This window comes from Mucilaginibacter sp. McL0603, assembly GCF_049992945.1.
Lineage (GTDB): Bacteria > Bacteroidota > Bacteroidia > Sphingobacteriales > Sphingobacteriaceae > Mucilaginibacter.
Genome location: NZ_CP188251.1, coordinates 3,348,886 through 3,373,370 on the forward strand (window position 1 = coordinate 3,348,886; position 24,485 = coordinate 3,373,370).

The window sequence follows — 24,485 nt, forward strand, 5'->3', positions numbered from 1 at the left end:
ACATGGATTTGACATTGTCAGGAATTAATGGTGCTGACGACCTTTTATTTATCAATAAGTTTAGGGACAGCTGCAGAAAATACCGCAAAGATGGCTTAATCGATATTGATAAACACCTTAAGCATAAATTTTGTTATAAAATTTATCGTCTGGAAGATCTGATTCCGAAGTTGGGTAGTTCGGTCCCACCTAAAAGGCAGGCTGTTTACAACATTGCTTCCTTTAAAAATAGAGACAGAGAAAAAACTATCGGACTAAACACTTTCCCAATTAAAGAAAATACACTTCTTATTGTAGCAAAACGGATTGTCCATTATAGGAAATATTTTTCATCAAGTTCCTGCGGTTATGTGTTATTATTTAACCGTAATGTTTTTTTGAACACCGCTATTTTTGAACAGGTTATAATTAACAAAAAAGTACGCAAAAACTCTGTAACGCCATACCTTTATTTAAATGATTGGCAAGCAAATCTGCTATCAGAGATTTTTGAATGTATTTTGAGGGAGCATCAGGACATTGATCAGCAAATGCAGGAAATGATCGCGATAAAGATTCTGAAGCTGCTGATTCATTGCGACCGCTTATATTCAGAGGCAGCGTTGATTGCTGAAGGGAAAAGCTTTAATTCGCCCATAGAGAAATTTTTGGAACTGATTGAAATTTAAAAAAGAAAAGACTGTAAAATTCTATTCACAGTCTTTAAATATCCAACTAAACTACCTTAACTCTCTGCTAAAAAACATGGTTTTCAAAACGTCTGCTAAGCCGATCCCGCGTGCCCACCGGTAATTAAAGCAGCTTTTTCCATAAGTTCCAAAACTTACTTAACGTGAATAGATAAATGTTCACGTTTTCGACGGTCGGACAATCATTCTTAATGACTGATCTTTCGTAATATAGGCCCCTGCCCAGTTATACAATGTGGTAATGCGGTTACGATTTTTAACCAGTGATAAAAGATGTATAAAAAGCCACATGAACCAAGCCAGGAATCCATTGAAATGCATTTTATTGTCCGGCATATCAACTACAGCCCTGTTTCTGCCTATAATAGCCATGCTCCCCTTGTCATTGTAAACAAACGGCTTTAAGAATTTTTCCCTCAAAATGCTTTCAAAATTTTCAGCCAGGTTTACGCCGTGCTGGATCGCAACCTGGGCCATCTGGGGATGGCCATTTGGGAATTTTAACTCATGACTTTGTATGGAGGTATCTCCGATTGCAAATATATTATTCAAGCCTTTCACCCTGTTGTATTCATCAACGATCAATCGCTTCCCCCGTCCGTAGCATTCAGGAGGCAAACCCTCAAACACCAAGCCGGTGACACCGGCTGCCCATATTAGTGTTTTGGTTTCTATAGTCGTCCCGTTTGTAAAAGTTACCACGTCATTGCTATAGTCTTTTACCTGCATGTTCAATCCTACCGTGACCCCCATTTTCATTAAAGCTTTGAGGGTGTCTTTTTGTGACTTTTCACTCATAGGCTTCAGCACAGCATCAACACCATCCACAAGGTATATTTCGGCGTCGATTTTATTCTTTATAATTTCCGGATAATCTTTGGGTAGGATGTCTTTTTTCATATCTGCCAGCATACCGGATATTTCCACACCGGTTGGGCCGCCGCCCGCCACAACGATATTGAGTAACTTGTTTTGCTCCTTTTTATCCTTCGATATTGCTGCCAACTCAACCTGTTTGAGAATGTGGTTTCGAAGTTCTAATGCGTCGTTAACCGTTTTCATCGGCAAGGCGTTCTTTTTGACGTTGTCCATTCCAAAATAATTTGTTGTGGTACCCGTGGCAAATACCAGGTAATCATAAGTCAGCTCTCCTGTTGACAAGATTATTTTGTTTTCAGATGGTATCACTTTCTCAACCTCGCCAAGATGGAAATTAACATTCTTCTTTTGCCTAAACAGTTTTCTAAAAGGATAACTAATGTTTGAGACTTCCAGGAACCCTGTTGATAATTGGTACAACAGGGGAGGAAAGAAGTTGTAATTGTTCTTGTCAACTAAAGTAATAATGAACTCGTTCTTTTTTGAAAGCCTTTCAATCAGGTTGATTCCCGCAAAACCTCCACCTATAATAACAATATGTTTCATACTCGCCTCCTAATTATTTAATTTAGTGCTGCAATTTTTGAATTTCTCCTATGACGGGGATATGACTTTGAACATTTGACTGCACTGCAGTTTGGATGTATAACTCGATCTGGTATAACGTTGCCGCCTTTAGTCCTCCAATTACCTTTTGGAATTTGCTGAAATATTCCCGGTGGAGATGATCAAGTTTTGCGGTATTGTTCATTAGACCCTCAGCAATCCGGGGAGCAGATGCGTTATCAAGGGTATCATAACTTTCAACAAATTGTTTGATGAGCCCCAATCTTTCCAGCAGTATAACATTGTTTTTATTTTCGTATTCGTCATACAAATTCCAGAATTCAGTTTTTTTATTTTCGTCAATTTGCATGTACTCCGCAATGATTGTTTTCTTGGCTTTTCCAAATATTGCTTCAGCAATAGCAGTATCCTCCTTCTCAGTTTGCGCCAGCGCAAGTGCAGAAAATGTGATCAAAAAAGTCAGAGTTAGAAATATTCTTTTCATGAGTTTTATAAATTATTTGTTTTCATTAATGTGTAAAATAAATTTTAGTATTTGAGCTGCCTTATCGGTTTAAGTACCGCCCGGGGAAATGAAGTGACAGTTGTTCTTGCTAATCATATGTTTTATTTGAATTTCCTTTGTTGTAATAGTGACTGAATATTTTTTTATTTAACCAATGACCGGCATAGGCCCCGCCCATGCCAACTGCAGCCCCGCCCAACACATCTGTGGGATAATGTTTGCCCAGATACATCCGTGAATATCCAACCGAGCCTGCCCATAGATATGCCGGAACCGTAATATACCACTTGTGGTATTGCAGGGAAAGTGTGGTAGCAGTTGCAAATGCTAAACTCGTGTGGCCCGACGGGAACGAATATTTGTGGGAAGGGGAGGTCACAAAGACCTCATTAGGATATCTGTCTGCTGGGCGTGTACGGTTAATAGTATACTTAAATAATTCAGTAACCAGTTCTGCCGAGCCAATGCTTATCAACGTTTCATAAGCGTTGTGCTTTGCCTGTTCATTATCATTTGCTAAACCATAAATGAGTGTTCCAATCGCTACTCCCCCGGATACCCAATAGGCAGAAGTACTTGTGTTTTTCCAATACGAAGAATTGGGATTACGGGGATTTATGAATTTTAACAGATCGATATCAGGGTTTTGTGCAAATAAATTAGTGCTTATTAAAGTTGACACATTAACAAGGACAATGAATAATAATCGTGATCTTTTTATTTTCATACGTTTTGTATTACAGGCAATATTTTCCATTACTTATTTTTATGATTATTGATACCTTATTTGCAACTGGGAGAGCATACGCGCTCCTTCGAAATATTCCCTTTGTTCTATAATTCTCCCATCACGCCACCTGCTGATTACCGCAAGAGTTACGTCAAAACAGCGGTGATTAGGCTCAATAACGATATCGTTTAAATTCATGTTACCTGTCATAGTCCCTGTTACCCGGGCTACCGAACAGGTTAAATTAATTTCTGCGTTTTCAAACAGTACCAGATACGGATCCGTGTGTATAAAGGCATCCCGAAAAATATTGCAGAATTTATTTGCGATGTTAATATGAGCTTCCTTAAAGTGAGGTGTCCTGTCGCCACTCCTGTAAGCGATAAGATCATTATCGAGAAAATCGGCATAATTCTTCCAATTCCGTTCATTCCATGCTTTATCTATTCCTACTATATTAATCAGGTTGCTGTTCATTATTATTTATCTGTATCTGAAAATTAAGGAGTTTGAAGGGGGCATCGTTATACAGCGAATGGCTGTTTTTGACATCAGCTATATAATTTTTCATTCTTTTTGTCGTGTTGTTTATGGGTATTATTTTCTCTATTACAGCTTTAATTTTCTATTACAAACATATCCAATAGTCATTTCCAGGCGCTTTTAAAACCACATGAACGTCTTTTAAAATCAAACTAATTTCAACTATTGGATTGCACGCTGGAAGGACTGGACTTGTATTGGGTGAAAAGGTGTTCGTGCATTCAATTCATCTGCGTTCCTGAGTTTTAAACCGGAACCCTTTTATAACCCGCTCCTGTTGCGTGCAGGGCGCTTAGCAGGAGGATTGCTAATCTATGCGCTGATCGCCTGGATCGTACTTATAATATATCATTGCAAATGAGAATAACAAAAGACCAGGAGAATAGCCATACAACTATTACCAAGCTGAATACCTCTTTGGATCTAGCCGGGTATGAAGTTTTGAGATTAGGACGTGCAAGAAATTCTTAAGTTAAAGTCTGCACGGATTTCTGATTTTTTGCCTCCCGATCAAAAAAAATGTTGTATATGTTAAAGCCAATTTTTACTTTTATGTAAATCCTAAAACCTTAACATCTTAACCAAATATGAAAGCCCAACTTCCTTATCCTAAAAACTTAATTGCAAGCCTTGTTTTTATTTTTGTTATTGCAACCATAGGTTGCAATAAGATCCATATCTTCCCTAAGGCCGTACCCCCCGCCCTCCCGGCAGAAACGCATGTGGGAAAAAAAACCTTTGGGTTTAATTTGAACGGACAATTATGGCTTCCGAATACAGCCGGTCCTGATGCCGGGCCGGCACTGACTTCTTATCTGCAGTTTAATTCATTTACCCTTGCTGCAAACCGCCTGAACCAGCATATTACCTTTAATATCCCGAACGTTACCTCTACAGGGAGCTATGATTTGACGACCAATGTGAACGTTGCGATTTTTTTCAGTGATACAACACGATATAAATGTACGCAAGGCACAATGGATATTACCTATTTTGACGGGCAGAAGGGTATCATATCCGGTATTTTTTCGATGAAGGCCGCCAGCCCCGCAGGCAATGAAGTGACAATAGACCAGGGCCGCTTTGATATGACATTTTAACTTATATATCTTAACACAAACTTATCCTTATCTTAATGAAAGTAAAACCATTTTGGGTCGCAGCGATCCTAACCGTGTGCCTCGCGCACAGGGCTTTTTCCCAGCAAACGGACAGTTTGTCCAATGCCCAGGTCACTTTTTACAGTAAGAACCTTTCTGTGAGTAAAACAAAAGCGAAAGAAGTGTTCGATATCCTGGATAAATACAAAAAGGATGCAGCGGCTGTACTCGGCAATGCTGCCTTATACGATATACCCCAACCCGGCCCAAAGTACGGTGAATATCATCGCTACCGATAATACAAGTTCACAAACCGCTGATGTGCTGCAAACAAATTCTGTTACTCAATCGCAGCCAAGAGTCTTTGATGCTTATATTTTAAACGATAAAGGCGTAAAACTGAGGATATCGAAGAATAACAAACAAACGGTCGGCTTTGATATAAGAGATTTACCGAATGGCCTTTATTTTGTTCACATTTACGAAAATGGTAAGATCATTAAAAAAGAACTTTCGATCAGCAGGTAGAAACTGCTTAATATGATACATCCCTGCGTGAAATAGCATTTGACTAGCTTCCTGCAGTGTAAATGACAAAAGCCATCGTACATCGACGGCTTTTGTCATTTACACTGGTTCGAAACGCTCAGCCAACATTTCGAATCTGCCCAGATCTGGGGAATCGCGGAATATCGCATAATCCTCTTTTTATATCAGCCCGAGATTATTAATTGATAATGATCCAAAACTCAGATGTGACAATGACAAAAGAAAAAAAGCAAAAAAAGGGATTATTATCAGAATACAATAAGAATTTGATGTTAATGCTGAATTCTCGGCCGCTTTTTTTTCGTAGTTCCCCGTTGCTCTTCTACATATTGCCTGGTGGATAAAGGACTTAGCGTTTGACCCGATTCCGAATATGTTTTTTGAGAGAAGGCTTGTTTGTCGGCAGCTACCCGCACACTAATTTGACGCTTATCGATCTCAGCCCCGTCCATTAGTTTTATTGCTCGAACTGCCGCCGCCTGATCTTTCATTCTAACAAATGCGTAGCCACGGCTTTTTCCCGTAGCTTGTTCCGTGACAATCTTAACTGATACGACCTCCCCATATTTACTGAACATCTCTGTAAGTTCAATTTCCTGCATATCCCTCGGGAAACCTACGATGAATAGTTTTACCATATCACTTTGAATCATTTATTTAGTTTTGACTTCAATTGGAAACAGGAGCGGATCAGACTAATGGGCTGCTAATTTGTTTTGATTCTTCAGGCTATCTTCCTTTTGTTTTTGTTGTTGTTTGGCTAACCTTTTAAAATAACCGCGGAGTAAAAAGTTATGTTTCATCGCTTCCATATTCTGATTAAAAGCCGCCGTACCCTTTTGAACGTTTTCCAAACTGCTACCGAGGTTTTCAGCCATAACTGAATCCCGCAATAAGGTATGAATGGATCCCTTTCCATAAAATAAATCATGGTTTACATTATTGACCATGTCATTTAGTTGGATAGTCAGCTTATTGGTGTTATTGCTTGCAAGTTTTATATTTGAAAGCGTTTCCTTCAGGCTTCCGGCAAAAGCTGTATCTGTTAATAACAGACCCGCAGCCCCCTTTCCCTTTTTCATTTGTACAACCAGCTGATTTATGCCATTTAGCATTTCATTTGCCTTAGCGCTCGCTTTATTGATGTTATTAAAAGTGGATCGCAGGCTTGCCCCTAAACTTTTATCGTTAATGACTTTGAAAACATCACTGCTGTCAACACGCAAAACAGTACCCTTTACGGTTTCTGTTATAGTCGCAATATTATTGTTTGTTTTGGCAAGCGTTTGTAACATATCATCCTTGTTGAACGGTGGTTGAACGGTCAATAAATCACCGTTCTTGACTATAGGACTATTACCTTTTATGGGCATTATGTTTATCATTTTATTGCCCATCAATCCTTCTGAACCAATAGTTGCCAAAGCATTTTCATGTATATAGGACTTAACTTTGTTGTCAATCAGCAATACAACCTCTATACTTGTATCATTAATAATGTTTATACTTTTTACGGTACCGGCTTGTATTCCCGAAAAAAGAACATTGTTTCCCTCTGCAAGGCCGTCCAATTGAGAAACGCGCGCTTTAAGCACAAAGCCGGATCCAAACATATTGTGGCCTTTACCGATCACATAGAATGAGAGTATAAGCACCAATAATCCGGCCGATACCAATAGCCCTAGTTTAATATTGTTTTCTCCGTAGTTTGTCATAGTAATTCATTCAAAAAATTGTTTTATATTTTCGTCATTTGATTGCTCAAGCGCTTCATAAGTTCCTTCAGTATAACATTTCCCGTCCAGCAACAAAACAACCCGGTCTGCAGTGTTTTTTACACAATTCATATCATGTGAGATGATGATGGAGGAGGTTTGGTATTTTTTTTGCAATTCCAGGATCAGGTTATCAATATCCCGTGCGGTAACAGGATCAAGCCCTGTAGTGGGTTCATCATATAAGATGATCTCCGGTTTTAAGATCATTGTCCTGGCTAAAGCTACCCGCTTTTGCATTCCTCCTGATAATTCAGCGGGCATCATGTCAACCGTGTGGCTTAAATTCACATTTTCTAATGCTTCCATCACCATAGTATCCACCTCCTTCTGTGAAATTTTAATCCAATGTCTGCGTAATGGAAACTCCAGGTTTTCTCTGACGGTCATAGAGTCGTATATTGCATTACCCTGGAAAAGAAAGCCCATTCTCGATCTTGCCCTATCTAAATGATCGTGATTTAGCTTTGGTATATTATCCCCCAAAACCATTATACTGCCGCTATCCGGTTTTAATAAACCTATGATACATTTTATTAATACCGATTTTCCCGCGCCTGATTTTCCCAGTATTACTACATTTTCTTCCTTTTGGACGGCAAGACTAAAATCATTTAATATCGTACGGGTTCCAAATTGTTTATATAGATGTTCGATTTCGATCACCGGTTCCTTATTGGGATTGTCAGTGTCTGGTTTTGTCCGCATATCCACTCTTTAATTTAGCTTTAATATGTTCGTAAATTGAACTGCGATCAGGTCAATTATAAAGATCAGGACAGAGGATATAACCACAGCAGAATTGGCTGAACTTCCTACACCCCTTGTACCATTGCTGGAATGATAACCCTTATAACATCCTATCAGCCCTACATTAAAACCAAAGAAAAAGGTCTTTATAAGTGCTGGTAAAATATCCCTGAGACCAATGCTAGCAAATACCTGCACGAAAAATAAATGAAGACTGGTTACCGAACCGATGTTCACACCGATAAAAGCACCCAATAATGATATGGCATCTCCTAATATGGTTAGTATGGGCAGCATCAACGTTGTGGCAAGCACCCTTGTTGCAACCAGGTATTTAAGAGGATTGGTGCCGCTCACTTCCATAGCATCGATCTGTTCGGTAACTTTCATGGAACCTAGTTCCGCGCCGATTGTGCTTCCAATTTTTCCTGTAAAAATTAAAGCTGTAATGACAGGACCGATTTCGCGTATAATAGCTACGCCTACCATTCCGGGAAGTTGAGAATCAATTCCATAACTCCTAAGGGATGGCTGCAATTGCATGGTTAATACCAGACCCATGATAAAGCCGGTTAACCCGATCAACCCAAAGGATTTATAACCAATTGCATAACACTGTGTAAAAAATTCCTTGACCTCATATTTGGGCTTGATACCAGAGGAAACAAAATGCCCGGTGAACCTTGAAATGTCACCGGTCTCGTTAAGGAACGCACGGGTTTTTATCATAAAAGCCATTTATTAAATAGTTTAGAATGATGGATATTATTATTTTCTTAAACTCTCTATTCGGGTGAGATTACTTATTATTATTTTCAGACTTAATGGACTTTGAAATTTTTCGGGATCATTTTATCGCAGGATTGTAACATGTGAGTTATTTTCAATCGTTATGCTCCCTTCTATCAATTATTATTCTCTGATCCTATAATTGCTTGTTTTTTTAAAATTATTCCCACTTCAGGTTTGATTTTCATCGTCCGTCTTTTTTATGAAAATATACCTGCACAAAGAAACTTTTAATGTAAATCCGGGCTCTTTTAAAATCAAACCGATATCTTTTGTTTTCAAATAGATTAAAGGTTTTGTGGTGCATGCTTGTAAATGGCGGGCACCAGGAGTTACTGATACTCTTCGGTGCCTTTTCTATTAAAGCTGTAAATCAGATATGCTAATGCCGGTAAAATAAATGCACTTCCTGCAAGCAAGGCTGCACCGAGAATATTTATTGTTTCCATAGAAACAGATTGACCTAATAAAGAGAGATAAGTACCGTTTTTCAACAGGATGATTTGTGGAAAATGGCTATACGTTACAGCGATCAATAATGATGTGACCATAAATCCGGCAAAAAAACGGGTGCTTCCAATTTTATTTTTTTCAATCATTTGGTACACTATGATTAAGGATAAAATCGCCAAACAAAGGGCAGTTACGCATATGAAACTTCCAAATATCCACCTGAACATTGGAATACCTTCGGTGTATGATGACAACAGGCAAAGGGAGCCAGATAGTACCATGGCCAGATTCATAATTTTTGCTTTTTGAACATATTTTCCTTTTAAGTAATCCCCTTGAACTTCGCCAGCCATGAAAACAGCGGCAAGAAATCCACATAGGGAGACGGTAAAAAGCCCTACCGAAAAGGAAAATGGATTTAGCCAATCATAAATATACGATGAAGAAAAATTCACTGACAAAGGGTCTATACGACCGGAAACCGCGCTTCCTGCAATGATTCCCAGAAACAACGGCGTCACCAAACTTGAGTACATATATATCCTGTTGTAATGATTGTGCATTTTATCTTTTACAGCGTCATAATTTCTAAAGGTGAAGGAGGTTCCGCGGGCAATTATACCAAACAGCATAATTACGACCGGTATATGCAGAAATACAGAAACGGTGGAATACACTTGCGGAAAACCGACGAAAATAATGACAACCGCAATAATGAGCCACATATGATTTGCCTCCCATATTGGCCCCATTACATGGTGTGATGTCTTTCTTATTTGATCCCTCTCTTTTTCTGAAGTAAATAATTCGAGAATTCCTGAGCCGTAATCAGCTCCGCCCATTAACAGGTAAATTAAAAGGGATACCCACAAAAAACCTATAACAACATAAAGCATAAATTTTTAATTTTAATTAGTTATATCATAAAGTTCTGGCACCATTTTGATCTGACGGCTAAGAAGAAACACGACGGCAATAGCCAAAGTGAAGTACATTGCACTGAACAGATAAAAAGAATAGATTATTCCGGGCATGGGTGTTACAGCGTCGGCTGTTCTCATTATTCCATGAATAATCCATGGCTGACGGCCTACTTCAGTAACTGTCCATCCGGCTTCGACGGCTAAAAAACCTACAGGAGTAGCCAAAACAAATAATTTAAGAAACCAGGACTGGTTAAACCAGATGGGTCTAAAGAAGAAAGCAGCCAGGTAAAACAAACTCATGCCTACCATTAGCATTCCAAATGCTACCATGGCCTGAAAGGCGTAATGGGTAATTGCTATTGGAGGCTGGTTATCCAATGGGATTTCATCCAGGCCTTTTACTACCGAATCTGTACTTCCATTTACCATAAAACTGAGCATACCGGGTATTTCCAAAGCATAGTTCACCCTTTGGTTTTTGACATCGGGAATGCCTCCAATGATTAACGATGATCCTCTCCCGGTTTTAAAATGCGCTTCCATGGCAGCGAGTTTGGCTGGCTGACTTTTAGCAACGAACTTTGCTGAAATATCTCCGCTAAACGGCTGTAATATTGCCGCCACAACTGCAAATACGATTGCTATTTTAAATGCAGCTGAATGAAAAACTATATTTTTCCCCTTTAAAATCATTAAAGCATGGATTCCTGCGACTGCGAAACCTGTTGCAGCGAATGCAGCAATGGTCATATGCAGGGATTGGGAAAACCATGCATCATTGAACATTGCTTTAATCGGATCAATATGAGTGTATCTCCCATTAACAATGTCAAAGCCTTTGGGACTATTCATCCAACTATTGGCGGCGACCACCAATATTCCGGAAATGACACCTGTGATGCCCACGAACACGCCTGTCAGCCAATGGAACCAACGGTTAAGGCGCTGCCACCCATATAGGAAAAACCCCAGAGCAATGGCCTCAATAAAGAAAGCAGTACCCTCCAGGGAAAAGGGCATCCCGAAAATTGGTCCTGCCTTTTTCATAAATTCCGGCCATAATAAACCTAATTCAAATGATAATACCGTACCGGAAACAGCACCGGTAGCAAAAAAAATAGCCACCCCCTTACTCCATGCCTTGGTTATATTTTTATAAAGAATATTCCCGGTTCTCAGCCATAGAAAATGTGCAACTGCCATAAAAAATGGCATCACCATGCCTATACATGAAAAAATAATGTGAAATACTAATGAAAGGGCCATTTGTGACCTTGCCGCTAAAAAATCGTTCATAGTTTTTTTGTTATTTTAAGCCATTTTTAGATTGAAAAAGCCAGTAAATAAACCCAGCGCTAAAAATGATTGCTAGCGGATGTAAAGGTCTGCTTAAAGGAATTCAAATAGATTTGATTTTCAAACAATGTGCTTTTAAAATCAAATGAAATAATAGCTTATTGTGAAGGTTAGGCACCTCTCCTCATTATATTTAAATACCCAATCCGACTTATATCTTCGTTAAAGAATAGACATTGGCTCTTGTTTTCTCAGGCCGTCTACACAATTAATCTGTAATAATTCCTTCGGATTATGCTCTTCCTGCGGCACCGTCATTGATTGATAATTCTGGATCCTGTATAAGCTAATTTGATTTTAAAAGTCGTTCGTGTGATTTTAAAAGTGTTAGGGTTTCTCAGGCCACTTACTTTGCTTTAGTTAAATGAGTATCGAAATGATACGTCAATTGCCAGGATTTAAATGTAAATAAAATGGAAACAACAAAGTTAGAAGTTAAACTGCCAACGCCCAATGCGGATTTTTATCAGATTACTGATTGTCTGAATGACTCAGAACGGGACAAGCTGAAGCAAGTCCGGGAATTTATGAACGCAAAGGCGGCGCCCATCATTAACAAGTTTTGGGCAGAAGATTCTTTTCCTTTTGAATTGATCCCCGGTATCAGGGACTTGAAAATTGCCGGCGCTGGATACGAGGGTTACGGTTGTGCCGGTGGAAACACATTGTTTGCAGGTTTTATTGCTATGGAAATTGCACGGGTGGATTGCTCTTGTGCAACATTTTTTGGTGTGCATAGCGGTTTGGCTATGGGTTCTATCTTCCTTTGCGGCTCAGAAGAGCAAAAACAAAAATGGCTCCCGCCAATGGCGAGACTTGAAAAGATTGGCTCTTTTGGGCTGACGGAGCCCCTGGTAGGATCCGGAGCTTCAGGCGGACTTCTGACAACAGCTAAACGGGAAGGGGATACCTGGGTGCTCAATGGCGAAAAAAAGTGGATCGGTAATGCCACGTTTGGTGATGTCACCATTATTTGGGCACGTGACGTAGCCGACAACCAGGTTAAAGGATTTATTGTCGAGAACAACACGCCGGGCTTTCGGGCTGAGAAAATAGAGAACAAAATGGCATTGAGGGTGGTCCAGAATGCGCACATTATTATGGAGAATTGCCGGGTGCCTGAAGAAAACCGTCTTCAAAACGACACTTCTTTCCGGGACACTGCACGGGTGCTGCGGATGACAAGGGCATTTGTTGCTTGGGAAGCAGTTGGGTGCATGATGGGCGCATATGAACATGCCCTGGCTTATGCACAAACGCGTGAACAATTTGGTAAACCAATAGGAAAATTTCAGCTAGTCCAGGACCTTTTGGTGAAGATGCTTGGAAATATCACGGCATGCCAGACCATGGTGATACGGCTGTCACAACTCCAGGATGATGGCAAATTAAAAGACGAGCATGCGTCCCTGGCTAAGGCATTCTGTACTGTCAAGATGAGGGAATCCGTGGGATTTGCACGTGAGCTGCTCGGGGCGAACGGTATTTCACTCGACTACAATGTCGGCCGTTTTGTTGCAGATGCCGAAGCAATTTACTCATATGAGGGTACCCGCGAAATGAACACACTGATAGTTGGTAAAGCAATTACCGGTTTTGGCGCATTTGTATAACTCCGGTAAAGCATCTAATACCCATGGCATTACCTGCAGATCGGGAAAAATTTTCATGGGTTTTTAAAAGCGATACAGAAAAATACCCTGCGGATACCTATGAGAACGCATAATAAATGAATCGTCAACTATCGAAAACTAGAATAGAAATGAGCAACGAAAGCACAATATCAAATGATTTAAGTTCCCCGCTTAACCCTGAACTGATCAATGTCGAGGAACTGAAACTGGGTGGGAAAACATTCAGGGAAAACGCAGGTGCGAGTATAATTGACATAGGTGACCGAATTGGGCTTATAGAATTTCATACGAAGGCCAATGCCCTAAACGATGATATCAGCGAAATGATAATGGTCGCATGCAATGAGGGATCCAGTCGCTTCGATGCTCTTGTCGTTGGTAACCGTGGCAAGCATTTTTCAGCAGGAGCAAATCTGGCGCTTGTGCTTGCTGCCGCCAGGGCCGGGAAATGGGCTGATCTTGAACATACTATCCGTTCGCTGCAGAATGCAAACATGACCCTTAAATACGGTCCTTTACCAGTTGTAGCCGCGCCATTTAGCAATGCCCTGGGTGGGGGATGCGAGGTATGTCTGCACTCGGCAAAGGTGGTAGCAGCAGAGGAAACACACATGGGCCTGGTTGAAACAGGCGTGGGACTCATCCCGGCAGGGGGGGGTACCAAGGAGCTGGGCTTGCGGGCCCAGGATCTCGCCGTCAAAAAGGGACTTACAGAGCCTTTGTTAACTCTTACGACTGTATTGGAGAATATTACTCATGCCCGGGTATCTCAATCGGGTCTCGATGCAAAACAATTATTTCTTAAGGAGGCAGATACCGTCGTTAATGCTCAGGGCCCGCCCATAGAAATTGCTAAACAAGTAGCCATTGGCCTGGTTCACGACCAATACCGCAATGGGACAGCAAGGAGTGATATACCTCTGATAGGAACAAAGGGTATATCAGCCTTTCAATCCAAAATCGATGAGATCCATCAGGCAAAACTGATCAGTGACCATGACGCGGTTATAGCCGTGCATGTGGCGACAATACTATGCGGTGGAAACCAACCGGCAGGGACAGCTACAGAACAACATTTTCTGGACCTGGAGCGGGAGGCCTTCCTGTCGTTGCTGGGTACTGAAAAAACACAGGAAAGGATTGAGTTCCTTCTTACAAACAATAAACTTCTTCGTAATTAATTATTAGTTAAAAGAACACTATGTCACAAGAACTTGGAATTTTTGCCGGACTTAAGGTTATCGACTGCGCCAGCTTCATTGCTGGCCCGGCAGCCGCCACGATTTTATCAGACTTCGGGGCAGACGTTATAAAAGTGGAACCGCCGGAAAGTGGTGACCCACATCGTTTCCTTTACCTCTTGCCGCCAAACCCCGTAGCAGCCCGGAATTATTTTTGGGAATTGACCAACCGGAACAAACGCGGCATTGCTTTGAATTTGAAAAACCCGGGTGGACTTGAAGTATTACGAAAACTCATCAAAGGTGCGGATGTATTTGTTATCAACTATCCCCCGCACGTTAGAAAGGCGCTCGGATTAACCTATGAAGATGTTTCAGGGATAAATCCCCAAATTATTTACGCAGACATCAGCGGCTATGGCGAAAAGGGCCCGGAAGCGGACAAACCGGGTTTTGATGTTACAGCCTATTGGGCTCGTACAGGCCTCATGGACGCAGCCAGAAATGATGGAAGTCCGCCTGCGTTCCCGATTTCAGGGATTGGCGATCATGCGACGGCCAGCACACTATATGGCGGAATCGTGACCGGTCTGTACCGGCGCGAGAAGACGGGAACCGGATGCCATGTATCAACCTCTTTAATTGCTGAAGGATCATGGGCAGCTGCCGGTTGGCTACAGGCCGCATTGGACGGTGCAAAATTTCCAGAATCAAAAGAAGATCGCAAGAATCCGCATAACGCTCTTACAAACACCTATCAAACCCTCGATAATCGATGGCTGGTACTTGTAATGGTACAGGAAGATAAAGACTGGCCGGGTCTGGTAAAAACGCTTGGACGCGACGATCTTCTGTCAGACAGCCGCTTCGCGAATTCAAAAATGCGCAGAGCCAATGCAATAGCACTGATGCAAATATTGGAAAAGGAGTTTTTAACAAAGCCCCTTGACTATTGGCGTAAAGGTCTGGACGAGGCTAGAGTTACTTTTAGTGTGATTCAGACAGTTGAAGAACTGGCAAGCGACCAGCAACTGATAGTGAACGAAATCTTACGGCCAATTCAAAATGGTGAAGACACTACCTCACTGACAGTAGATAGCCCTTTAAAGATTCAGGGAGAAAATAAGGTACTTCCACGGCCGGCCCCCAGCCTTGGACAACACACCATCGAAGTACTTGGTGAACTTGGATATAATTCCGCTGAAATAGAGAATTTGCGTAATGAAGGCGCTATTCCTAAAACTTAACACCCCGGTTGTCTGCATTTTCAATTAAAATACTATTGAAACAAGAGTTAATTATTAATATCTAAAAACATAAATTATGACCACTCAATCTTCTAATACAACAGAAAAAAAAACTGTTTTTGCAACACCTGCAACAATCGCGGTAATTGGTGCGGGGGCCATCGGGATTTCTTGGATTGGCCTATTCCTTGCCAATGGATTTAACGTAATCGTAAATGATCCGCGGCCCGATGTCGAAGAAGCCACCCTTAAAGGCCTTAAGGAAATAAGCCCCTCCCTGGCATCGCTGGGATATGACATTGATAACCTGACAAAAGACCTTTCTTTTGAAAAGGATGTTAACAAGGCTGTAAAAGATGCAGACGTTATCCAGGAAAACGGTCCTGAAAATGTTGGCTTCAAACAGGATCTGTATGCGGGTTTCGAGAGTTATCTGAAACCATCCGCATTGGTTTTTTCATCATCATCGAGCATTCCTGCTACAATTTTTACGGCAAAAATGAAGAACCCAAGCAGGGTATTAATAGGCCACCCTTTTAATCCTCCGCACCTGATTCCCCTGGTAGAAGTAGTCCCCGGAACAAATACAAGTAAAGAAGCAGTTGACGAGGCTGTACATTTTTATACTTCAATTGGTAAAAAGCCGATTGTAATAGAGAAGGAAATTCCGGGATTTGTTGCAAACAGGCTCCAGGCAGCCCTTATGCGTGAAAGCGTCTACCTGGTCAGCACAGGTGTTGTAACTATGGAACATTTGGATCTTATCGTTTCCAGTTCAATCGGACTCAGATGGGCAGCCGCCGGACCATTCAAAACCTTTACATTAGGCGGTGGCCCCGAAGGATTACCTCATTTCCTTAAACATCTTGGGCCAATGCTTGAAAATTTATGGACCTTATTAGGTGATCCGCATTTTGACAAGCCTACGGTTGATTTATTAATAGAGCAGTCGAATAACGGCTACGGTAAAATTCCATACGAAGAATTGGCAAGCGAAAGGGACCAGCAGCAGTTGGCAATTATGAAAGCGCTTAATGAATAAATAGAGGTGTTAAGCCTTGGTATTTACGACAAGGAATATGCGAAGCGGAGCCAGTAAACCTAAATGGCATAGTAAACAAGAATGTGTTTAAAATAAATTGATGTATGGCGTCCATTAAGGTATCGACAGGATTCAGATACCTGATTGGATCGCCATGCCTAAAACGAAATGTATGAAAAATAATAATGATAACGGGAGATTGCTTGTACTGGATGAAAAACATGGAAAAATGCTTTCAATGAGTACCGATGGTTCTGATATTACAACTGTCCTGGAGAACTGTGGATCCCCGGACGGAATAGCTATTGATCCTGTCCGTAGACATATTTACTGGACAAATATGGGCGTTCAATTAAAAGACACAGGGCATTTTTACGAAAATGATGGTTCAATTGAAAGGATTGATTTCGATGGTTCCAACCGTACGGTAATCGTTCCGGCAGGGGGAACCTTTACGCCAAAACAGTTAGCATTGGACATCGACAAACGCAGGATTTATTGGTGTGACCGTGAAGGCATGCGGGTAATGCGGGCTGAAATGGATGGGTCAAATATAACCACCCTGGTAGAAACGGGGAGGGGCGAAACGGATCGTTTGGATGAGACCCGGCATTGCGTTGGTATAGCACTGGATATCAAAAACCAACAGTTTTACTGGACGCAGAAAGGACCTAAAAAGGCAGGTCGCGGACGAATGTTTCGCGCACCAATGGAGTTACCACAAGGACAGGACCCCGTTAGCAGGAAGGATATTGAATTGCTATGGGATAAACTTCCTGAACCCATTGATCTCGAATTTGATCACAGGAACGGACATCTGTACTGGACTGACAGGGGCGCTCCGCCGAACGGTAATACACTAAACCGTGCCCCGATTTGGAATAACCAAGTGATGCCTAAGCCGGAAATAATTAATGACGGGTATAAGGAAGCAATAGGACTGGCTCTTGACCTGGAAAATGAGCGCGCTTTTTCAGTTGATCTGGGAGGTAATTTGTACTGCTGCAGCCTGGATGGGAGTGTTCGCCGTCTATTATATTCAGGGGATGCCATGTTTACAGGTATCGCATATTTAAATGACGGCGCTTTAATAAAAGCTTAAGGCGGTTATATTTTAAGCTGACTGGAAGTCCTGTATCCTTTACCCAAATGATATTACAGGACTTCCAGTTTTTCTTTTTTAATATCAAATCCGAACAAATAATGTATAAAGATTTATACAATTTCTTAAATGCGGGCAGCCAATAAAATCTGATAATTCAAACATGCCTTTACTTAGTTACACCAAATTGGATTAAATATCTCATGCCGGAATCTTCATCCTATATCGCCTATCTGATAAAATGTTTAATTGGCGTGGTAATTTGTTATGCTTTGTACTATTATATTCCCGAATATCCATTCAATTGGGCCATTGTCTCTGTTGTGCTGGTTCTTTCCCCGGACCAAAGTAACCGTCTGGCCTATGACCGGATGAAAGCCAATGCTCTGGGCTGTGCTGTAGGTATTGCTCTTTATCCATTAAAATTACCTGATATAATGATACTTTGCCTGGGAGTGATATTAACGATTGTTACAGGGATTGTGTTAGGAATTACAAGTACATTGAGAACAGCTCTTGCTGCACTGGTGATCAGTAATTTGCAGCAGGAGCAAACCAAACATTGGTACATGGCTCTGGAGCGCGTAATTTGTGTGGTAGCTGGCTGCACGGTCGCTTTGTTGATCACTATCCTTTTTAATTTGATCACCCAGCAATCTTCAGAAAAAAAGGTTTAAACTAATAATAGTTACATTTTGAGCTCCCGGTTGTCTTGGGATTTAATGTTGACATAGTAGCATAAGTATTTATTGTATAAATAATATCCTGTTTGGCGGCGCATTATTTCTCTGATCAGCGCTTCCGGTTACAACAGTTTCACTTTTTGCATGTTATAATAGCCGCCGCATATGTTGTTACAGTACAACAGGTACCCGCCTTTGGAAGCATCGCCCGGGGCATAAGCTGTAAATACACAAATAGCAAGTCCGGCTACCAGTAAAACCGACCTTGAAAATTGTTTTAAAATCAATGAGATACTTCTCATAAAGTGTATTTATATAAATGATTTTAATATAATAAATGGAACCATTTCAACAATCATAATCTAAAATCAAAGGCTATGTAGGGATACCAGCCTTCTTTGGAGTGGCCCGCAATAACCTGTATAACCGTCATCGTGGCAGGTGCGAAATAAAGTCCGCCGCCGGTGCCCTGGTGCCATACCCCGGTATGTTCCCCATCTATCCAAACCCGCCCTACATCATAAAAGCCCGTAATACCTAATTGTCCAGGTAGAATATAGCCGCCAATATTTGCTATTCTGAACCTCGCCTGGAAATTATTGTATGCCATTTCCTGCCCGGAAAACCTGTTTTGCAGATAACCTAAAAGATTACCTTGCCCGCCAAGAAACATATACTGGTAAAATGCCGGATGCCCGACACTGGCTCCGCCACCTATCCGGTCAGAAAGTACCAGTCGTGCACCAGAATCGATCTTTTGAAAATAAGTGAACTCGGGCCTGATTTGCATAAATGATTTGGAACTCGCATTTAAGCCGGCATATCCTTCCAATTTTACATTCAGGTAAAACCCTTTTGTAGGCAAAATTTTGTTATCTTTTTTATCGCTGATATAATCTGCGATAAAGCCTGCATGTGACTTATTTTTGTCGAAGCTCGTACTGTCATAGGATTTAATAAGTCCTGGCTGGTTGATCGACCTTCCGGTATTTCCATTCACATCAAAGTGGTAAAACTGAAATGACGGCCCCAGGCTAATAGTACTGCCCTTACCGGTATGCCAGCGCAATGCCGGATCAAGTTGGTAAAAGTCAAATCTTGTGCGGTAATATGTATGATAATCCCCGGTCTTGTCCAAAACAGTGTTATTACCCTGGCCAAAAAAGTTCATGGTATTGTCAGGTGCATCAACCAGCGCGTTTAGGGTAATATCTGCTTTTCCAATAGCCTGCATCCACTGGCCATTATAATTAATATTGAATGCCTTTGTTTTAAAAGAGTGTTCAACCATTACCTCCTGTATAGTAGAGTAGGGTAGTTTACGAAACCCGTCTTTTCCGGTGTACCTGAACCCCAACCCCAGTAGAAATCCGTCGTCCCTGTTGATGGCACCCGTGGCCAGTGGCGTCCATACATTGTAAGGATTTGTAGCAACAAAATGGGTATTTGACGTATCATCAGACAGATGTTTGCTGAGCCGGTTTGCCTCCCCGGTAAAGTTGACGCTATCTGCTCTGCCATACACCTGTATTTTTTTGTACGCCTGCTTTACTTCATAGGTCTTACTTCCATTAGTCCCTACAATTCTTAATTTAATGGGCGACGTTTTATTATTAATAATTACATGATCGTCTCCTGCGGACACATAAAGTCTGATCTCTTTAGTGATAGCTGGCTGGTAGGTTATGTCCATCAGGTTTTCCTTTGCCTTACCATTTTTACCTAGTTTGGAGATAATAATTTGCATTCCCTGATCGGGTGCATCATTTATCGTCACCTGTTCATCCTTATCACTTACCCGAATATCTATTATCCTGTTTATAAAATAGTAATATTCAGACATCGCAGCGGGGATATTGTCCCTCCGTTTTTTAAGCTTTGAAAGCAGTTCCTTATTCCGGATAGGGTACAATTCTTTTGGAAGACGGTTAATGCCTGCCTCCAGCACCTCGTCATTTTCTGCCTTTACAAATTCATTTACTATGCGCATCCAATCGGAGTAATTGAACTGTGCATCAGGGAACGCTTTAATGAAATTAGTCTTGTACAGAGAGTATTTTACATGGGGTATGGTTCCGTCAAAATTGCCAAGTAAGGGAAATACCCAGGGGAGTGAAGCAATAGTAGGAAAAACACCCTGGTCAACATGCATTACCTGATCACGGTCCCTGGGAACTGCTGTATATATCTTTTCTTTTCCGTCCCTGGTGCTCGTCCAGCGCCATTGATCTTCATGACGGTCCCAGTCACCGATAAGGAGGTCCAGCATACGCGCCCGCAAAAACTCTTCTCCATCAAACCGGTTATCATTACTGTCCTCAAGCTCTTTAAGCATTTTCAACGTGTTCTGTGACGGCCCTGTTGGTTCACGTTCTTCCATTAAAACCACACGGCCGGCAAACGCTTTGCCAAAGGTGCCCATGGCTGGGTCCGGAGCCAGAACGCCTATTACCGGATTGGTATGCGGCACCCGCGCAGCATCAGCCAGCGGCGGCACTATCAACGCAGAATAGGGGTGCTGACCGCTATATTCATCATCTACCCAGTCCAATACAAAAGTGCCCCTCAGGTTTTCCGGCAACAGTTTGTCCGGGGTTTTCTCCACACTGCGAATGGCCCATTCTCTGCCGGTTTTATCCTGCATCCTTATCGACTTCGTTTCCATGCCTCCTCCATATTGCAACGGGCGAAGGCCACCCTGAAACTCTGAGATCCTGATTACCGGGAGTTTTACTTTGGCTGCCCACTCCCGACGGAAATTTTCCCCAAATAACCACCTGTGGAATCCATTAACGTCATTATAAGAAGCGTGAACCTGAACGATCACGCTGTCCTGAAATTGCTTTTTTTGAGTAGAAGCAGCAGAACTTCCCTGCGCATTGCTGTACCGGGCCCAAACGATGACCAGCAGCAGTAAAAATATTTTCTTTGACATAACTTTTATTGATTAATGATTAGCCCGGGCAACGATCTCTTTCTTTATTTCAGGCGTGTCCATAGTCTTATTATCCATTTCAATCAAAACCGGATTGAAATGAAGCGAGTCAGCGATAAAGACGCCCTTCAGGCCTGAATGGGTTTCAATCGTATGGACGTATTTATAACATCCGGAAAAACGATCAAAGGCCAGATTAAATACCTTAATCTGTAAATTCGAAACGGAAAATTCCCCGTTGCATTGAACGCAGACATATCTTCCTTCATCCACCCTAATAAAATCTTCCGAATAGCCCTTTTCATGCAGTTTAATGATCATTCGTGTTAGCAAACAATTCAGCTTTATGCAATTTTTCTTAGTGGTATTCATGAGAATCTTGAATTTTATCCCTTTCAATACTATACTTCCCTCTTTCGTTAAACCGCGGTTTCAATACCTTCAACTGGCAATAATCCTGTTCATTAACTTCTGATAGATGTACTTTATTAATAATATGGTCAATAGTATAATGCCTGCAATAATGATGTAGCCAGACAATTCTTTAGACGCAGTCAGGACAGCCTGACCTTGAAGGTCTTTGTAAAAATCGATGCTTGTCCCGTGCTCTTTTATCAGTGAATTGTTTGGATCAGTCAGCCCGGCCAGATAGTTAAATCGCTTTATTCTTTCGGCGTAAAGGAAATAAGAGTAAAAGGCAGAGCAGACAGCGCTTCCTAAAAACGACCTGACAATAAGCATTGCGCCACCTGCCCCCATTATTTTTGTTAAGCTAAAATTTCTCGTCAGTAACAGGCCTACGGAAATATAGAGCAGAGCCTGGCCAAACCCTTTGATAATTAATGGTATTAAAAAACCCTGGATATTAAAGTCAGTTACAAAATTGTTGTACATCAGGATATGATAGATCACAAATGCCAGAAAGCCCGTCATAATTAAAAGTTCCTCATCGAATTCCTTCAGGTACCAGATGTAACAATAAATACAGCCCAGCATGATGCCTGGAATGAGGTAAAGATTAAGTTCCATGTTCCTGATCATTTCGTAGTGAAGGATACCACCCGAAAATGCCGATTGGAAAGTGCCGGGGATAAATATGCCCAGCAAAAAAAAGTACAATAACCCAAGGCGAAAATTTGCCTTGTTAAATGTTTGCATATCAAAAATCGGATGCTTTGTTGTTAATTCTCTTCTGATGAATAATAAGAAGCTGATTACCGCACCAAATAATGCTGCTACGATTTTTTTTGATTCCAGCCAATCCTCCACTGTGCCGTTTACCACCGCGTAATTTAAAAGCAGCATAGCCGCACCCAATAATATCAGTCCCGGATAGTCCATCTGGTACAGCGGCAGTCTTTTTTTTAGGGGATGGTTTTCGGCGAATATTAAAGCCAATAGGATGCAAACCAACAGCATGATGAATATCACGATGTAAGAAAATCGCCAGTTGTAGTCGTACGCGAGCCGTGTGGTCAGCCAGGTCACAAAATACAGCCCGCAAAGGGCAGTAAAATATACAAAAGGATATAACTTCTTTGTATCGAGCTTTTTGCTCCAGATGATCATCCATATAATATAAACCTCGATCAGGGCGGATATTTTTGTTATCCCAATGAACAGGCAGGCAAAAACAGTGAGGGTTGGATTACTGGTTGTTGCGCAAATAATATTCATTAAAAGCATACCGGACAGCCCGGCTATCAGAAGGGTTTTACTTGAAAATCGCATCTTCATCCGGGTATGAAGAATAAGGCCCAGACCCATCCCGATGTACATGGCATTGGCAGCCTGGGTGTATGGTTCATTGTATTCACCAAGACTGCTGAACATGTCCGTTATATTTCCCGCAAAAACTCCATTGGCAGTCAGCACTACAAAGAATAGGATAAACAATATCGGAAGCCGGAGATATACGGGTACCCACTTATATAATAAATCATAGATTTCCATGCTGTCAGTTTGTTTGTTATTATTATTCTGCAATCCTCACTTCGACGTTCATTCCCGCTTTTAATTGGTCAATATCACTGCTTTGATTAGCGGCAGGATCAAATTCAATCTTCACAGGAACACGCTGTTGCACTTTGACAAAATTCCCTGTTGAATTATCGACCGGTACGGCCGAATATCTTGATCCTGTAGCCTGTGAAATAGCAGTCACTTTACCAAAAATTTCCTTGTCATCGAGGCCATCTATTTTTAACTTCATTTTTTGCCCTATGTGCAGCTTGGTAACCTGGGTTTCTTTATAGTTGGCCACAACCCATTTACTATTATTTCTTACAAATGACAGCAGTGTTTGCCCGGCTTGTACCAACTGTCCCTCCTGTATATTACGACGGCCTGTTACCCCATCATAGGGTGCCAGTATCACGGTATAAGAAAGATTGAGCTTGGCCATATCCACCAGGGCATGGGTGCGTTTGATCTCGGCATCGTTTACCATGATCCTTTTTGAGGTCTCATCCGTTGAGAGGCTGGTGGTGTGACGTTGTTGTTTTAGTGCATTGGTCTGGGCCACCAAGGCATCATATTCAGTTTTAACCTGGTCAAATTGCTGCTGTGTCGCGGCGCCGTCTTTCAGAAGATTGGCATAGCGATGGTAGTTTTGCTCTGCGTTCCATACCCTGGCATCCGAAGCTTTAATATTAGCATCGGTAACGTTTATATTGCTATGTACCGTGTTAACCGAATAGGAGGTTACATTTTTTGAGGCCTGCGCCGTAAGGTATGCTGCTTCCGCCTGTTCAAGCTGTATTTTATATTCTCTGTCATCTATAATGACAAGCGTGTCGCCTTTTTTTATGTGCTGATGTTCCTCAAACCTCACTTCCTTGATATAGCCCGGTATCCTGACATTAACCGGGTTAATGTATTCCTCTACCTGGGCGTCATTGGTATAAAGAAAATGATCCAGGTTGAAATAGGTAGAAATGCCCCATATAATTGCAATAAGGATGCAGATAACGAGTATGCTATTTAATAGAATAATCTTTACCTTGCTTTTTGGCTTTTCATTAACAGGTTGTAAATCGCTCATATCGCTA

The 24,485-nt window shown here is 41.5% G+C and carries 24 protein-coding genes; 9 read left to right on the forward strand and 15 right to left on the reverse strand.

Annotated elements, in window-relative coordinates; all coding sequences use genetic code 11:
- Positions 1–2: 2 nt before the first annotated feature.
- Positions 3–668 (forward strand): hypothetical protein, encoded by a 666-nt coding sequence (locus ACPPVU_RS15305; RefSeq protein WP_426667390.1) that lies wholly within the window; start codon positions 3–5, stop codon positions 666–668.
- A 180-nt stretch (positions 669–848) separates the two neighbouring features.
- Here the strand turns inward: ACPPVU_RS15305 and ACPPVU_RS15310 are convergent, their stop codons facing one another.
- The 4 genes from ACPPVU_RS15310 to ACPPVU_RS15325 form a co-directional block, all read right to left on the reverse strand.
- Entirely contained in the window at positions 849–2,114 is a 1,266-nt protein-coding gene (locus ACPPVU_RS15310; protein ID WP_426667391.1) for an NAD(P)/FAD-dependent oxidoreductase, read from the reverse strand.
- 22 nt (positions 2,115–2,136) lie between these two features.
- The gene (locus tag ACPPVU_RS15315) at positions 2,137–2,619 is read right to left on the reverse strand and encodes a hypothetical protein (protein WP_426667392.1); all 483 of its coding nucleotides are present in this window, start codon (positions 2,617–2,619) and stop codon (positions 2,137–2,139) included.
- A 109-nt stretch (positions 2,620–2,728) separates the two neighbouring features.
- Positions 2,729–3,367 carry a phosphatase PAP2 family protein gene (locus tag ACPPVU_RS15320; RefSeq protein ID WP_426667393.1) on the reverse strand — a complete coding sequence of 213 codons (639 nt, stop codon included), beginning with the start codon at positions 3,365–3,367 and terminating at the stop codon, positions 2,729–2,731.
- Positions 3,368–3,412: 45 nt separating this feature from the next.
- Positions 3,413–3,847 carry an ester cyclase gene (locus ACPPVU_RS15325; protein WP_426667394.1) on the reverse strand — a complete coding sequence of 145 codons (435 nt, stop codon included), beginning with the start codon at positions 3,845–3,847 and terminating at the stop codon, positions 3,413–3,415.
- Between the two features lie 653 nt (positions 3,848–4,500).
- On the opposite strand from ACPPVU_RS15325, the gene ACPPVU_RS15330 reads away from it, so the two are divergent.
- Both ACPPVU_RS15330 and ACPPVU_RS15335 read left to right on the forward strand, forming a co-directional pair.
- Positions 4,501–5,013, forward strand: coding sequence for a hypothetical protein (locus ACPPVU_RS15330; RefSeq protein ID WP_426667395.1), 513 nt, complete (start codon positions 4,501–4,503; stop codon positions 5,011–5,013).
- A 213-nt stretch (positions 5,014–5,226) separates the two neighbouring features.
- Positions 5,227–5,541, forward strand: coding sequence for a T9SS type A sorting domain-containing protein (locus tag ACPPVU_RS15335; protein WP_426667396.1), 315 nt, complete (start codon positions 5,227–5,229; stop codon positions 5,539–5,541).
- A gap of 293 nt (positions 5,542–5,834) precedes the next feature.
- Here ACPPVU_RS15335 and ACPPVU_RS15340 read toward each other — a convergent pair whose 3' ends face one another.
- The 6 genes from ACPPVU_RS15340 to ACPPVU_RS15365 form a co-directional block, all read right to left on the reverse strand.
- Positions 5,835–6,215, reverse strand: a complete 381-nt coding sequence (locus ACPPVU_RS15340) for an RNA recognition motif domain-containing protein (RefSeq protein ID WP_426667397.1) — start codon at positions 6,213–6,215, stop codon at positions 5,835–5,837.
- Between the two features lie 42 nt (positions 6,216–6,257).
- A complete protein-coding gene (locus tag ACPPVU_RS15345) occupies positions 6,258–7,277 on the reverse strand; it encodes an MlaD family protein (protein ID WP_426667398.1) in 1,020 nt (339 codons plus the stop codon).
- Positions 7,278–7,283: 6 nt separating this feature from the next.
- Entirely contained in the window at positions 7,284–8,045 is a 762-nt protein-coding gene (locus ACPPVU_RS15350; RefSeq protein ID WP_426667399.1) for an ABC transporter ATP-binding protein, read from the reverse strand.
- Between the two features lie 9 nt (positions 8,046–8,054).
- Positions 8,055–8,825, reverse strand: a complete 771-nt coding sequence (locus ACPPVU_RS15355) for an MlaE family ABC transporter permease (protein ID WP_426667400.1) — start codon at positions 8,823–8,825, stop codon at positions 8,055–8,057.
- Positions 8,826–9,208: 383 nt separating this feature from the next.
- Positions 9,209–10,225 (reverse strand): cytochrome d ubiquinol oxidase subunit II, encoded by a 1,017-nt coding sequence (locus tag ACPPVU_RS15360; RefSeq protein WP_426667401.1) that lies wholly within the window; start codon positions 10,223–10,225, stop codon positions 9,209–9,211.
- A gap of 12 nt (positions 10,226–10,237) precedes the next feature.
- Positions 10,238–11,551, reverse strand: a complete 1,314-nt coding sequence (locus ACPPVU_RS15365; RefSeq protein ID WP_426667402.1) for a cytochrome ubiquinol oxidase subunit I — start codon at positions 11,549–11,551, stop codon at positions 10,238–10,240.
- A 473-nt stretch (positions 11,552–12,024) separates the two neighbouring features.
- Between ACPPVU_RS15365 and ACPPVU_RS15370 the strand changes: the two genes are divergently transcribed.
- From ACPPVU_RS15370 to ACPPVU_RS15395, 6 genes are all read left to right on the forward strand, one after another.
- Positions 12,025–13,224, forward strand: coding sequence for an acyl-CoA dehydrogenase family protein (locus ACPPVU_RS15370; protein ID WP_426667403.1), 1,200 nt, complete (start codon positions 12,025–12,027; stop codon positions 13,222–13,224).
- Positions 13,225–13,373: 149 nt separating this feature from the next.
- The gene (locus ACPPVU_RS15375; RefSeq protein WP_426667404.1) at positions 13,374–14,426 is read left to right on the forward strand and encodes an enoyl-CoA hydratase/isomerase family protein; all 1,053 of its coding nucleotides are present in this window, start codon (positions 13,374–13,376) and stop codon (positions 14,424–14,426) included.
- Positions 14,427–14,446: 20 nt separating this feature from the next.
- A complete protein-coding gene (locus tag ACPPVU_RS15380) occupies positions 14,447–15,673 on the forward strand; it encodes a CaiB/BaiF CoA transferase family protein (protein ID WP_426667405.1) in 1,227 nt (408 codons plus the stop codon).
- 76 nt (positions 15,674–15,749) lie between these two features.
- Positions 15,750–16,715, forward strand: a complete 966-nt coding sequence (locus ACPPVU_RS15385) for a 3-hydroxyacyl-CoA dehydrogenase NAD-binding domain-containing protein (protein WP_426667406.1) — start codon at positions 15,750–15,752, stop codon at positions 16,713–16,715.
- A 172-nt stretch (positions 16,716–16,887) separates the two neighbouring features.
- Positions 16,888–17,817 (forward strand): YncE family protein, encoded by a 930-nt coding sequence (locus ACPPVU_RS15390; protein WP_426667407.1) that lies wholly within the window; start codon positions 16,888–16,890, stop codon positions 17,815–17,817.
- 203 nt (positions 17,818–18,020) lie between these two features.
- Entirely contained in the window at positions 18,021–18,494 is a 474-nt protein-coding gene (locus ACPPVU_RS15395) for an FUSC family protein (protein WP_426667408.1), read from the forward strand.
- 128 nt (positions 18,495–18,622) lie between these two features.
- On the opposite strand, the gene ACPPVU_RS15400 is transcribed toward ACPPVU_RS15395, so the two are convergent.
- The 5 genes from ACPPVU_RS15400 to ACPPVU_RS15420 all read right to left on the reverse strand — a co-directional run bounded on the left by ACPPVU_RS15400 (position 18,623) and on the right by ACPPVU_RS15420 (position 24,478).
- Positions 18,623–18,802: a hypothetical protein gene (locus tag ACPPVU_RS15400; RefSeq protein ID WP_426667409.1), complete on the reverse strand. Its 180-nt coding sequence runs from the start codon at positions 18,800–18,802 to the stop codon at positions 18,623–18,625.
- 53 nt (positions 18,803–18,855) lie between these two features.
- Positions 18,856–21,435, reverse strand: coding sequence for a BamA/TamA family outer membrane protein (locus tag ACPPVU_RS15405; RefSeq protein ID WP_426667410.1), 2,580 nt, complete (start codon positions 21,433–21,435; stop codon positions 18,856–18,858).
- Between the two features lie 12 nt (positions 21,436–21,447).
- Positions 21,448–21,807 carry a hypothetical protein gene (locus ACPPVU_RS15410; protein WP_426667411.1) on the reverse strand — a complete coding sequence of 120 codons (360 nt, stop codon included), beginning with the start codon at positions 21,805–21,807 and terminating at the stop codon, positions 21,448–21,450.
- Positions 21,808–21,876: 69 nt separating this feature from the next.
- Entirely contained in the window at positions 21,877–23,388 is a 1,512-nt protein-coding gene (locus tag ACPPVU_RS15415; RefSeq protein WP_426667412.1) for an MFS transporter, read from the reverse strand.
- Positions 23,389–23,410: 22 nt separating this feature from the next.
- The gene (locus ACPPVU_RS15420) at positions 23,411–24,478 is read right to left on the reverse strand and encodes an HlyD family secretion protein (RefSeq protein WP_426667413.1); all 1,068 of its coding nucleotides are present in this window, start codon (positions 24,476–24,478) and stop codon (positions 23,411–23,413) included.
- Positions 24,479–24,485 lie beyond the last annotated feature (7 nt).